This window comes from Comamonas sp. CAH-2 (assembly GCF_009668305.1).
Taxonomy (GTDB): Bacteria; Pseudomonadota; Gammaproteobacteria; order Burkholderiales; family Burkholderiaceae_C; genus Comamonas; species Comamonas aquatica.
Genome location: NZ_VSWF01000058.1, coordinates 1 through 12,304, shown reverse-complemented (window position 1 = coordinate 12,304; position 12,304 = coordinate 1). Strand labels below are relative to the sequence as shown.

The 12,304-nt window shown below is 59.2% G+C and carries 11 protein-coding genes and 3 pseudogenes; 13 read left to right on the top strand and 1 reads right to left on the bottom strand.

What is annotated here, in order from left to right:
• Both FYM52_RS17930 and FYM52_RS17925 read left to right on the top strand, forming a co-directional pair.
• Positions 1-268: integrase core domain-containing protein (locus tag FYM52_RS17930; protein WP_154165076.1), on the top strand; the 268-nt coding region annotated here is incomplete at its 5' end.
• A 198-nt stretch (positions 269-466) separates the two neighbouring features.
• Positions 467-1,357 carry a LysR family transcriptional regulator gene (locus FYM52_RS17925; RefSeq protein WP_154165075.1) on the top strand — a complete coding sequence of 297 codons (891 nt, stop codon included), beginning with the start codon at positions 467-469 and terminating at the stop codon, positions 1,355-1,357.
• Positions 1,358-1,386: 29 nt separating this feature from the next.
• Here the strand turns inward: FYM52_RS17925 and FYM52_RS17920 are convergent, their stop codons facing one another.
• Positions 1,387-2,160 (bottom strand): IclR family transcriptional regulator C-terminal domain-containing protein, encoded by a 774-nt coding sequence (locus FYM52_RS17920; RefSeq protein WP_154165074.1) that lies wholly within the window; start codon positions 2,158-2,160, stop codon positions 1,387-1,389.
• A gap of 143 nt (positions 2,161-2,303) precedes the next feature.
• Between FYM52_RS17920 and pobA the strand changes: the two are divergent.
• The 11 genes and pseudogenes from pobA to FYM52_RS17870 form a co-directional block, all read left to right on the top strand.
• A pseudogene (pobA, locus tag FYM52_RS17915) lies at positions 2,304-3,488 on the top strand (4-hydroxybenzoate 3-monooxygenase).
• Positions 3,489-3,619: 131 nt separating this feature from the next.
• Positions 3,620-4,318: a substrate-binding domain-containing protein gene (locus tag FYM52_RS17910; RefSeq protein WP_162524777.1), complete on the top strand. Its 699-nt coding sequence runs from the start codon at positions 3,620-3,622 to the stop codon at positions 4,316-4,318.
• Positions 4,319-4,385: 67 nt separating this feature from the next.
• Entirely contained in the window at positions 4,386-5,414 is a 1,029-nt protein-coding gene (locus tag FYM52_RS17905) for an amidohydrolase family protein (protein ID WP_154165073.1), read from the top strand.
• Between the two features lie 125 nt (positions 5,415-5,539).
• Positions 5,540-6,223: a 4-carboxy-4-hydroxy-2-oxoadipate aldolase/oxaloacetate decarboxylase gene (gene ligK, locus FYM52_RS17900; protein WP_154165072.1), complete on the top strand. Its 684-nt coding sequence runs from the start codon at positions 5,540-5,542 to the stop codon at positions 6,221-6,223.
• Positions 6,224-6,263: 40 nt separating this feature from the next.
• Positions 6,264-7,259, top strand: a complete 996-nt coding sequence (locus tag FYM52_RS17895; protein ID WP_047219280.1) for a tripartite tricarboxylate transporter substrate binding protein — start codon at positions 6,264-6,266, stop codon at positions 7,257-7,259.
• A 55-nt stretch (positions 7,260-7,314) separates the two neighbouring features.
• Entirely contained in the window at positions 7,315-8,232 is a 918-nt protein-coding gene (locus tag FYM52_RS17890; RefSeq protein WP_047219281.1) for an amidohydrolase family protein, read from the top strand.
• Positions 8,126-8,590 (top strand): annotated as a pseudogene (gene ligA, locus FYM52_RS19000) (protocatechuate 4,5-dioxygenase subunit alpha); the annotation flags it as partial. The gene FYM52_RS17890 and the pseudogene ligA, both read left to right, overlap by 107 nt.
• 144 nt (positions 8,591-8,734) lie before the next feature.
• Positions 8,735-9,622, top strand: coding sequence for a class III extradiol dioxygenase subunit beta (locus FYM52_RS17885; protein ID WP_047219322.1), 888 nt, complete (start codon positions 8,735-8,737; stop codon positions 9,620-9,622).
• Complete coding sequence (locus FYM52_RS17880; RefSeq protein ID WP_047219282.1) at positions 9,623-10,582, top strand: Gfo/Idh/MocA family oxidoreductase; 960 nt, start codon at positions 9,623-9,625, stop codon at positions 10,580-10,582.
• A gap of 140 nt (positions 10,583-10,722) precedes the next feature.
• Entirely contained in the window at positions 10,723-11,745 is a 1,023-nt protein-coding gene (locus FYM52_RS17875; RefSeq protein ID WP_047219283.1) for an aldo/keto reductase, read from the top strand.
• Between the two features lie 187 nt (positions 11,746-11,932).
• Positions 11,933-12,136, top strand: a pseudogene (locus FYM52_RS17870) (tripartite tricarboxylate transporter substrate-binding protein); the annotation flags it as partial.
• Between the last annotated feature and the right edge of the window lie 168 nt (positions 12,137-12,304).

Below are 12,304 nucleotides of genomic sequence, written 5' to 3'. Positions count from 1 at the left end.
CATACAGCCCTCGGTGGGCAGCCGGGGTGACAGCTACGACAACGCGCTGGCCGAGACCATCAACGGTCTGTACAAGGCCGAGCTGATTCACCGCCGGGGACCCTGGAAGACCAGGGAATCCGTGGAACTGGCCACCCTGCAATGGGTGCACTGGTTCAACCATGTCCGATTGCTCACGCCGATTGGGGGCATCCCTGCGGCAGAAGCTGAGGCAAACTACTGGAGGCAACTAGCCGTCAGCGACACCTCTGCAGAGGTGTCAACTTAAACCAATCGGCCTCCTTGAAACCCGGGGCGATTCAGTTTTTCGTTGTACGCCTCTTGAGTACTACGGTAGTAGTCAGGTCTATCAAAATGAAAACTTATCAGCGCTTGCTTTTATGGGAAGTCTCTGTAATGCAATAACGCTACTTATGGCTAGCAGCTATATCTAAAAAGCATAGCTTCATGGTAGATTTCCTAGGACATGAACCTACAGCAAATTGAAACTTTTGTGTGTGTGGCTGAAACGGGCAGCTTTAGCAAAGCGGCCCAGCAGCTAGATATTGCCCAGCCAGCGTTGAGTCGGCAAGTGCGTGCGCTGGAAATAGAGCTGCGTGAGACCTTGCTGTTTCGCACCGGCCGGGGTGTGGCCTTGACCGATGCCGGGCGCCGGTTGCTGGAGCATGGCCACGGCATCATGCAGCGGGTCGCTTTGGCCAAAGAGGATTTGGGTAGCCACCGGGGAGAGCCGGTGGGTCGCATTGTACTGGGCTTGCCGCCAAGTCTGATGCGCCTCCTAACATTGCCGTTGATTAATCATTTCAGCAAAGAAATGCCCAAGGCGCGGCTGGCAGTGGTGGAGGGCTTCTCTATGCACATCAGCGAATGGCTGGCCACGGGGCGAATGGATTTGGGCTTGGTCTACACGCCTGATCCCAATCCCCAGATTGAAGTCGTGCCAGTGCTGGAGGAGCCGCTTTGTGTAATTGGGCGCGCCCAAGACCTGCAGGATGAGAATCAGGTTGTATTCAAAGACCTCTCCCAAATGCCTCTAATAATGCCGCAGCGGGGACAGATCTTCCGCAAGCTGATGGAGGCGCAGGCCACGCTGTCTCAGGTGCAGCTCAATGTGGTATGGGAGGTCTCTAGCGTTCCAGCCATTCTTGACTTGGTGCGCAGCGGCTACGGCTATGCAGTACTCACTGCTAGTGCCGTCAATACGGCCCAGTTGGAAGATGGCTTGAAGGTGCTGCCTATTGTGGATCCACGCATCGTGTGCACGCTGTGCCTGGTGCAATCCTCCAAAAAGCACGCCACGCCTTTGGTCAGATGTACGGCCGATATTTTGCGCACACTGTGTTTGGCGCGGGCTTGAAGCCGGGTTGGAAATGTAGCACGCTGTGTTCACAGCATGGGGCGCAGATCCCGTGCTGCCTCTTGCAACAAGCCTAAGAGTTCATTGACGCGGGTTTTGTTGTCAAAGTGCTTTGGGGCGGCCACGATATTCAATGCCGCCAAGGTATGGCCGGTGCGGTCGCGCAATGGTATTGAGATGGCTTGCACGCCTAGCTCATGCTCATTGCGCGCCATTGCAAAGTCTTGCTGGCGCACGGCATAGACAATAGAGAGTAGTTGCTGCGGCGATGTCACCGTGTGGGCCGTCAAGCGTGGCAAAGGGTGGTTGCGAAGCCATTGCTCCAAGGCTGTGTCATCCATTGCTGCCAGCAGGATGCGGCCGGTGGAGGTGGCATGCACCGGCAAGCGGCTGCCCAAATGCAGTCCATGGGCCAGGCGCCGCTCAGGTTGCTCATTTGTAGCACTGCGTGCCACGATCACCACCTCAGCACCATCTAGTACCACCACCGTGCACGACAATCCCGTCTGTACCGCCAGCCGGGTGAGCGTGGGTTGCACGGTGCGGGGTAGGCGGGCCGATGCCAGATAGCTACCCGACAGGCGCAGCACCTTGGGCGCCAGCCAGAAGTAGTGGCCATCGCTTTCTAGATATCCCAGATATTGCAGCGTTAGCAAATGGCGGCGAGCGGCTGTGCGGGTGATACCGGCGCGTTGGGCCGCCAGCGTGGCGTTGAGGCGCTGACGATCGGTGTCAAAACTCTCCAGTACGGCCAGGCCCTTGGCCAGTCCGGCAATGAAGTCTGCGTGAGCGATGGTGTTCATAAGGGAGGTTGGGGTTTGTTTTTCGCGCGATTGTCGCGCAAGTTGGATGATCATCGCGCAGGTCGTGCGTGCAACGCTGGATGTTGATGTGGCGCAAAACTAAGCTTTAGCCATTACAACTCAGACAGATATGGAGACACCCTATGCGTACCCAAGTTGCCATCATCGGTGCAGGCCCTGCAGGCTTGCTGCTCGGTCAATTACTGCACAAGGCGGGCATTGACAACATCATCTTTGAGCAACGCAGCCCCGACTATGTGTTGGGACGCATCCGCGCTGGCGTGCTGGAGCAGGTGACAGTAGACTTGCTGCAGCAAGCCGGTGCTGATGCCCGTATGAACGAAGAAGGCTTACCGCACGACGGCATTGAACTGCTGTTTGGCGGCCAGCGCCACCGTATTGATTTGCATGCCCTCACCGGTGGTAAGCGGGTGATGGTGTATGGTCAGACTGAAGTCACCCGCGATTTGATGGAAGCGCGTGCCCAGGCCGGCTTGACCACGGTGTATGAGGCACAGAACGTGCAGCCCGTGGGCTTTGATACCGAGACGCCCTGCGTGACTTATGAAAAAGACGGTGTGCAACACACTGTGGCCTGTGACTAGATTGCTGGTTGCGATGGCTTTCACGGCGTGTGTCGCACCAGCGCGCCGCAAGACCAGATCAAGACCTTTGAAAAGGTCTATCCCTTTGGCTGGCTGGGCCTGTTGTCGGATACGCCCCCCGTCTCGGATGAGCTGATCTATGCTCAAACCGAGCGCGGCTTTGCCCTGTGCAGCCAGCGCAGCAAAACCCGCAGCCGCTACTATCTGCAGGTGCCACTGACCGAGAAGGTGGAAAACTGGAGCGACGAGCGCTTTTGGGAAGAACTCAAGCTGCGCTTGGACCCTGAGGCCCGTGAGAAGCTGGTCACTGGCCCATCGCTGGAAAAGAGCATTGCCCCGCTGCGCAGCTTTGTGACCGAGCCTATGCGATTTGGCCGCATGTTCCTTGTTGGCGACGCCGCCCACATCGTGCCTCCCACCGGTGCCAAGGGGTTGAACCTGGCCGCTTCCGATGTGGGTTATCTGTACCAAGCCATGGTGGACTTCTACCAGCAAGGCTCGAAGGTGGGCATTGAGCAGTACTCCGAACGCTGCCTGCGCCGCGTGTGGAATGCCGAGCGCTTTTCGTGGTGGATGACCTCGATGATGCACAGCTTCCCTGAGAGCGGCGAATTCGGCACCAAGATGCAAGAAGCCGAATTGGGCTACACCGTGCGCTCCCAGGCTGCAGCAACGGCCTTGGCAGAAAACTACGCGGGACTGCCTTTGCAACAGAATGGCTAAGTGGTATGCCGTTTGGATATAGCAGCTAGCGGGTTTGTGTGCTGGGTCTCGTTGTGTTTTGCTTTCAGAATGCAGGTGGATTAGCTCCCTCGGGCATGGCGTCTGATAACAGAACACAAGGAGACAAGCGCGTGAGCACTGTATTGCAAGGCATTTCATCCATGGCCACCCGTCAGGTACTGGCCGATTTGCTGGCCGATTGGCATGCCCAGGGCGGCGCGTCCACCGCCATCGAATCATTGGGCGGGGTGGAGGCGGCACAAAAAGTCAAAGATGGCGGCACCTACGACCTGGTGTTTCTGGCCTCCAAAGCCATTGATGGCCTGATCGCCAGCGGCCACGCCGTCGCGGGAAGCAAAGTGGATTTGATGCGTTCCAGCACGGCCGTGGCCGTGCCTGCCAGTGCTGCGCCGCCGGACATCAGCAGCGAAGAAGCGCTGCGCCAGGCGGTATTGCAAGCGCCTTCGATTGGCATTTCCACCGGCCCTAGCGGCGTGGCGTTGCAGCAGTTGCTGGCTGATTGGGGTATCGCTGCCCAGGTGCAGCCCCGCATGGTGCAGGCGCGCCCTGGCGTTCCTGTGGGCTCTTTGGTGGCGCGTGGTGCAGTGGCGCTGGGCTTTCAGCAGCTGAGCGAGCTGATCCACGTAGCAGGCATTCACATCGTGGGCAACCTTCCCGATCCGGTGGCCATCGACACTGTGTTCTCGGCAGCGGTGCTCAGCCGCTCTGCGGATATTGATTCTGCTCGCCAATTGCTGGACTTCATGGCTTCGCCCCAGGCGGGCGCTGCCAAGCGCGCACAGGGCATGGTGCCCATGTCTGCGGCCTGACCACCACCGGCTGCGCACGGTGTGCCAGCCAACGAAATTGACGTTTTCTGAAGCAAAGGTTGTTCCCATGATTATTGATGTACACGGCCACTACACCACCGCACCCGCTGCATTGGGCACCTGGCGCGATCTGCAGATCGCCGGCTTGAAAGACCCGTCGCAAGCGCCCAAGGCCAGCGACCTAAAGATCAGTGACGACGAAATTCGCGAGACCATCGAAACCAACCAGTTGCGTCTGATGAAAGAGCGCGGCTCGGACCTGACCATCTTTAGCCCCCGCGCCTCGTTCATGGCCCACCACATCGGTGACTTCCAGACCTCCAGTACCTGGGCCGCCATCTGCAACGAGCTGTGCTACCGCGTCAGCCAGCTGTTCCCTGACCACTTCATCCCCGCAGCCATGCTGCCCCAGTCGCCTGGTGTGGACCCCGCCACCTGCATCCCTGAGTTGGTTAAGTGTGTGGAACAGTACGGCAACGTGGGTATCAACCTGAACCCTGATCCATCGGGTGGTCACTGGACATCACCTCCACTGTCCGATAAGAGCTGGTACCCCATCTACGAAAAGATGGTGGAGTACGACATCCCCGCGATGATCCACGTGTCTACCAGCTGTAATTCGTGCTTTCACACCACGGGCAGCCACTATCTGAATGCGGACACCACCGCGTTCATGCAGTGCCTGACTTCGGATTTGTTCAAGGACTTCCCCACCCTGAAGTTCCTGATTCCCCATGGTGGCGGTGCAGTGCCTTACCACTGGGGCCGTTTCCGCGGTCTGGCGCAAGAGATGAAGAAGCCGCTGCTGGAAGAGCACTTGCTCAACAACATCTACTTCGACACCTGCGTGTACCACCAGCCTGGTATCAATCTGCTGACCGAAGTGATCCCCACCAAGAACATCCTGTTCGCTAGCGAAATGATTGGTGCGGTGCGCGGTATCGATCCGCAAACTGGCCACTACTACGACGACACCAAGCGCTACATCGAAGCTACGCAAAACCTTACGGCTGAAGAAAAGCACGCCGTGTACGAAGGCAATGCCCGCCGCGTATTCACGCGTCTGGACGCCGCATTGAAGGCTAAGTGTCTGTAAATAAGAAATGCAATAAGCCGAGCAACCTGTACTTATAAATCAATGGTTTTGGATAGAAAACACTTAGAGATTAGCTTTTTAAAAGCACAAGCTACTCACTTTTTTAAATATTTAGGAGAAGACTGATGTACGAACTGGGTGTGGTGTATCGCAATATTCAACGCGCGGACCGCACAGCGGCCGATGGTCTAGCGGCTTTGGGTTCGGCCACTGTGCACGAGGCCATGAGCCGCGTGGGCCTGCTCAAGCCCTATATGCGCCCCATCTATGCCGGCGCACAGGTGTCGGGTACGGCCGTGACCGTGCTGCTGCACCCCGGCGACAACTGGATGATGCACGTGGTTGCCGAGCAGATTCAGCCCGGCGACATCGTGGTAGCCGCCATCACAGCCGAGTGCACCGATGGCTACTTTGGTGACCTGCTGGCCACCAGCTTCCAGGCCCGTGGTGCTCGTGCGCTGATCATCGACGCCGGTGTGCGCGACGTGAAGACGCTGCAAGAGATGAACTTCCCTGTGTGGAGTAAGGTCATCAGCAGCAAGGGCTGCATCAAGGCCACCATCGGCTCGGTGAATATCCCCGTGGTGTGTGCAGGCCAGATCGTCACCCCCGGTGACGTGATCGTGGCCGACGACGACGGCGTGGTATGCGTGCCCGCCGCTAAGGCTACCGAAGTGTTGGTTGCCGCACAAAAGCGCGAGAGCTTTGAAGGCGAAAAGCGCGCCAAGCTGGCGTCCGGCGTGTTGGGCCTGGACATGTACAAGATGCGCGAACCGCTGGCACAAGTGGGCCTGCGTTACATCGACTGATATCTGATCGACTGACTGCCAGATCCAAGGAGACAAGAACATGCATCCCACAACCTCAGCGGCACGCCGCCACCTGCTGGCCTGTAGCGCGCTGGCTGTGTTGTCGCTGTCTGCCGCCACCGCAGCGCAGGCGCAAAACGCCTACCCCAGCAAGCCCGTGAAAGTGGTGGTCGGCTACTCTGCTGGCGGCGCGGTGGACATCATCGCCCGCACCGTGGGCCAAAGCCTGTCCAGCAGCCTGGGCCAAACCTTCATCGTGGAAAACAAGCCCGGCGCAGGCACCAACATTGCGGTCAAATCCGTGATCGATGCTGCGCCCGATGGCTACACGCTGATGCTGGCGGCCAACGCCCTGGCGGCCAATATGGCGCTGTACAAGCCCCCACCGTTTGATGCTGAGCGTGATTTGGTGCCCATCGCCCAGGTGGGCCGAGTGCCCGTAGTGATTGCCGCCAACCCCTCGGTGCCCTACAACAACGTGCAAGAGCTGATTGCTGCAGCCAAGGCCAAGCCCGATAGCATTGCCTTTGCCAGCCCCGGCAATGGCGCCACCCCGCACATGGCGGTGGAGCTGTTCGCCAAGGCTGCCGGCATTGAGTTGCAGCACATTCCCTACCGTGGCGGTGCGCCTGCCATCACCGACACCATCGGTGGCCAGGTGCAACTGGTGGCAGTCAACGCGCTAGAAGCACTGCCCCACGTGAAGAACGGCAAGCTCAAGGTGCTGGCCGCGCTCAGCGCCGGCCGCACAAGCATCTTCCCGAACACCCCCACGATTGCCGAATCAGGCTACCCGGGCTTTGAAGCCTCGGTCTGGTACGGCTTTGTGGCGCCCAAGAACACGCCTGCACCCGTGGTGGACAAGCTGTATGCCGAAGTGCAAAAGGCCCTGGCTACCCCCGAGGTCAAGCAGCGCATGGCGGCCGTGGGCGGCGAAGTCACGCCCGGCAGCCGCGACCAGTTTGCCCAACTGATCCGTGCCGAACGCCAGCGTTACCAAAAGCTGATCGACGACACCGGCATCAAGCCCGATTGAGAACCTGACAGCTCTGCACCAGGTGTGTGGGGCTGCTATTTGCAAAGACGAGACGATGAGCGCTTTTGAAAAAACCCCTGGCTGGCTGGATTGGTATCAAGGCCCCGCCACCCCAAAGTTCCAACTGCCTGCAGGTGCCGTGGATGCCCACTGCCACGTATTTGGCCCCGGAGCTGAATTCCCGTATGCTCCGGAGCGCAAGTACACCCCGTGCGATGCCAGCAAGCAGCAGCTGTTTGCCCTGCGCGACCACCTGGGCTTTGCACGCAACGTGATCGTGCAGGCCACCTGCCACGGTGCGGACAACCGTGCCATGGTCGATGCCTGCCTGTCCTCGAACGGCAAGGCACGTGGTGTGGCTACCGTCAAGCGCAGCGTGACCGATGAAGAGCTGCAAGCTCTGCATGCAGCTGGCGTGCGCGGCGTGCGCTTTAACTTCGTCAAGCGTCTGGTGGACTTCACGCCCAAGGACGAGCTGATGGAAATCGCCGGTCGCATCGCCAAGCTGGACTGGCACGTGGTGATTTACTTTGAAGCAGTAGACCTGCCTGAGCTGTGGGACTTCTTCACCGCACTGCCCACGACCGTGGTGGTGGACCACATGGGCCGCCCCGACGTGAGCAAGGGCGTGGATAGCGAAGAGTTCGCCCTGTTCCTGAAGTTCATGCGTGAGCACCAGAACGTGTGGAGCAAGGTGTCTTGCCCCGAGCGCCTGTCCATAACTGGACCCAAGGCGCTGGATGGCGAGCAAAACGCCTACCAAGACGTCGTGCCTTTTGCGCGCCGTGTGGTCGAAGAATTCCCCGACCGCGTGCTGTGGGGGACCGACTGGCCACACCCCAACCTCAAGGACCACATGCCTGACGATGGTCTGCTGGTGGACTTCATCCCCCACATCGCGCCGACCGCCGAGCTGCAGCGCAAGCTGCTGGTGGACAACCCCATGCGTTTGTATTGGCCTGAAGAAGCCTGAACGTCGCCTCACTAGATATTCAAGGAGACAAGAGATGGCATTGGACAAACCGTATCTGGACGTCCCCGGCACCACCATTTTTGATGCCGACCAAAGCCGCAAGGGGTACTGGCTCAACCAGTTCTGCATGAGCCTGATGAAGGCAGAGAACCGCACCCGCTTCAAAGCCGATGAAGACGCTTACTTGGCTGAGTGGCCGATGACGGATGAGCAAAAGGCCGCCGTCAAGGCCCGTGATCTGAACTGGATGATGCGCACTGGCGGCAACATCTACTTCCTGTCCAAGCTGGGTGCAACCGACGGCCTGAGCTTTCAGCAAATGGCGGGTTCCATGACCGGCATGACCGAAGAAAACTACCGCGCCATGATGGTGGGCGGTGGCCGCAAGCCCGATGGCAACCGCTACGTGGGTGAGGACGGTGATGCGCAAGGCCCCATGAGCATGTCTGCCGCTTTTGAAGAGTGGCAAGAAGCACAGGCCCAGCAGGCGCTGGCTGAGGCGATTGAGCAGTCCCAGGGTGAGCAGCCTGCAGGCCGTGCCAGCATCACGGCTTCGGTCTACACCTCGCACGTGCCTGCCATTGGCGTGGCCGTGGACCAGGGCAAGACCGAAGAGCCTTACTGGATGCCGCTCTTCGATGGCTACCAGCCTTCCAAGGCGTGGATGAAGGAGAACACGCCCGACGTGATTTTCCTCATCTACAACGACCATGCCACCTCGTTCGACCTGGGCGTGATCCCCACGTTTGCGATTGGCACGGCTGCGGAGTTCGAGCCTGCCGATGAAGGCTATGGTGCACGTCCCGTGCCCAAGGTGCAGGGTGACCCGGAGCTGGCTTCGCACATTGCGCAGTCGGTGATTCAGCAGGACTTTGACCTGACCATCGTCAACGACCTGAAGGTGGATCACGGCCTCACCGTGCCCCTGTCGCTGATGTTTGGTCAGCCTGAAAACTGGCCCTGCAAGGTGATCCCTTTCCACGTGAACGTGGTGCAATACCCCGTACCCTCGGGCAAGCGCTGCTTTGAACTGGGCAAGGCCATCCGCAAGGCCATCGAAAGCTATGACAAGCCCATCAAGGTGCAGATCTGGGGCACAGGAGGGATGAGCCACCAGCTGCAGGGGCCGCGCGCCGGTCTGATTAATAAGGAGTGGGACAACCGCTTCCTCGATCGTCTGGTGGCAGAGCCAGCCGAGCTGGCCAAAGTGCCGCACATCGAATATGTGCGTGAAGCGGGCAGTGAAGGCATTGAACTGGTGATGTGGCTGATCGCGCGCGGTGCGATGGCCGATGTGGATGGTGGCAATGCGCCCAAGCTGGTGCACCGCTTCTTCCACGTTCCTGCATCGAATACGGCCGTAGGCCATCTGATTTTGGAGAATCAATAAATGAGCAAGACCATCAAAGTGGCGCTGGCAGGTGCTGGCGCATTCGGTATCAAGCACCTGGACGGCATCAAGAACATCGACGGTGTGGAAGTCGTATCGCTGGTGGGCCGCCGTCTGGAACCTACACAGGAAGTGGCTGCCAAGTACGGCATTGGCCACGTGACCACTGCTCTAGCAGAAGCGCTGGCGCTGCCCGAGGTGGATGCCGTGATTCTGTGCACCCCCACACAGATGCATGCTGCGCAGGCCATCCAGTGCATGAAGGCAGGCAAGCACGTACAGGTGGAAATTCCGCTGGCCGACAGCTGGGCTGAAGCCGAAGAAGTGCTGAAGGTACAAAAGGAAACTGGCAAGGTGGCCATGGTGGGCCACACCCGCCGCTTCAACCCCAGCCACCAGTGGGTGAACAAGAAGATCAAAGCCGGTGAATTCAACATCCAGCAAATGGATGTGCAGACCTACTTCTTCCGCCGTACCAACATGAACGCGTTGGGCCAGCCCCGCAGCTGGACCGACCACCTGCTGTGGCACCATGCTGCCCACACGGTGGACCTGTTCGCCTACCAGGCTGGTAGCCCCATCGTGAAGGCCAATGCCATCCAGGGCCCCATCCACCCAGAACTGGGCATTGCCATGGACATGAGCATCCAGCTCAAGGCGGCCAACGGTGCGATCTGCACGCTGAGCCTGTCGTTCAACAACGATGGCCCTCTGGGCACCTTCTTCCGCTACATCGGCGACACCGGCACTTACATCGCGCGCTACGACGATCTGGTCAACGGCAAGGAAGAGAAGATTGACGTGTCCAAGGTGGATGTGTCCATGAACGGCATCGAGTTGCAAGACCGCGAGTTCTTTGCTGCCATCCGTGAAGGCCGCGAGCCCAACTCCAGCGTGCAACAAGTGCTGCCTTGCTACAAGGTGCTGCATGATTTGGAGCAGCAGCTCAACGCGAACTAAATTGTTGCCTGTGCATTGAAAAATGCATAGCGGCCTGTGCAAGCTTTATAAGCATGCACAGGCTTTTTTATTCAAAAATTGTGCAGGGTGCGGCGCCGCGACATGGCATGCGCATGCACCCCGCAGCGAAAGGAAGAGACATGGAGCAGCGACGCATTGGACCGTGGAGTGTGGGTAGCGTGGGACTGGGTTGCATGAACTTCAGCCATGCCTACGGCACCCCTTCGAGCGCCGAGCAATCCAAGGCCGTTTTCGACGCAGCCTTGGATACCGGTGTGACCTTGTTTGATACCGCCGCACTTTATGGCTTTGGCGCCAACGAGCGCTTGATTGCTCCCTGGGTCAAGCAGCAGCGCAACCGCATCACGCTGGCCAGCAAGTGCGGCATGGCCGGTGTGGTGGGCGAAGACGGCACCATCCGCCGTGTGATCGATGGCAGGCCCGCCAGCTTGCGCCAAAACTGTGAAGACAGCCTGCGTCGCCTGGGCACCGATGTGATCGATTTGTACTACCTGCACCGCTGGGACCAGCAAGTGCCGATTGAAGAATCGGTGGGCGAGATGGGCCGCCTGGTGCAAGAGGGCAAAGTGCGTGCGCTGGGCCTGTCGGAGGTGGGTGTGGATGCTTTGCGTCGCGCGCATGCCGAGCACCCGATCACGGCCCTGCAAAGCGAGTATTCGCTGTGGTCGCGCAATGCCGAGCTGGGCACACTGCAAGCCTGCAAAGACATGGGTATTGCCTATGTGGCCTTCAGCCCAGTGGGCCGCGGGTTCTTGACTGGTAAGCTCCAGGAGGTGGGGGACTGGGTGTCGGGCGATATCCGGGCCGCCATGCCGCGCTTTGCTGCGGCGGCCCATGCCAAAAACATGCGTTTGCTGGCGCCTATGCAGGCGCTGGCCGAGCAAGCGGATTGCACGCTGGCCGAGCTGGCGATTGCCTGGGTGCTGCATCAGGGATCGCATGTGATCGCCTTGCCGGGCACCACCCGTGTGGAGCACCTGAAAGAAGACGTGCGCGGCGGTGCGGTGCAACTGAGCGCCGAGGTGTTGACCGCTTTGGATGTTTTGTTTCAGCCTGACCAGATCGTGGGTGACCGATATGCCCCCCAAGGCCAGCGCGAAGTGAACACCGAAAAATTTAGCTTTGAAAACACAGGCCTGTGAGCGCTGGGGCTGCGATAGCTATGCCTAAATGCAATAGCTGCTAATCAGGAAACAGCGGCACTGTTACTGCCATACGGTGACACAGTGCACGGCACAAGTAAGCAAGGAGATGTGCATGCGCACGCAATGGCAAAAAAAATGGGGTGCTCGCTGTAAGCGGGCTGGGGTGTATAGCGTGTTGCTGGTGATGCCATGGGCAACCGCACAAGTCAATCCGCAACCGTTGTCGAAGAAACCCATCCGCATCATGGTGCCCTTTGGCGCAGGCGGCGTTGCGGACGTGACATCGCGGGTGGTGGCGCAGCAGCTGTCTACCCAGATGGGCCAGCCCGTCATCATTGAAAACAAACCCAGTGCCGGCGGCATTGTGGCAGCAGACACCGTGGTGAAGGTGTTGATTTCCATCCAGAAGTGACCCACTAGACCCCGGTGGGCATGCGGACAAAAACTTGGACTATCATGAATCGCCCCGGGTTTTGAGGAGGCTCCAACACTTGAGAAGATGGAGCTATGACCAAGTCAAACAAGTTCTCGCCCGAGGTGCGCGAGCGTGCCGTAC

Coding starts and splice junctions, on each gene's coding strand:
- FYM52_RS17925 (WP_154165075.1), top strand. CDS start 467: ATGAACCTACAGCAAATTGAAACTTTTGTGTGTGTGGCTGAAACGGGC.
- FYM52_RS17920 (WP_154165074.1), bottom strand. CDS start 2,160: ATGAACACCATCGCTCACGCAGACTTCATTGCCGGACTGGCCAAGGGC.
- FYM52_RS17905 (WP_154165073.1), top strand. CDS start 4,386: ATGATTATTGATGTACACGGCCACTACACCACCGCACCCGCTGCATTG.
- ligK (WP_154165072.1), top strand. CDS start 5,540: ATGTACGAACTGGGTGTGGTGTATCGCAATATTCAACGCGCGGACCGC.
- FYM52_RS17895 (WP_047219280.1), top strand. CDS start 6,264: ATGCATCCCACAACCTCAGCGGCACGCCGCCACCTGCTGGCCTGTAGC.
- FYM52_RS17890 (WP_047219281.1), top strand. CDS start 7,315: ATGAGCGCTTTTGAAAAAACCCCTGGCTGGCTGGATTGGTATCAAGGC.
- FYM52_RS17880 (WP_047219282.1), top strand. CDS start 9,623: ATGAGCAAGACCATCAAAGTGGCGCTGGCAGGTGCTGGCGCATTCGGT.
- FYM52_RS17875 (WP_047219283.1), top strand. CDS start 10,723: ATGGAGCAGCGACGCATTGGACCGTGGAGTGTGGGTAGCGTGGGACTG.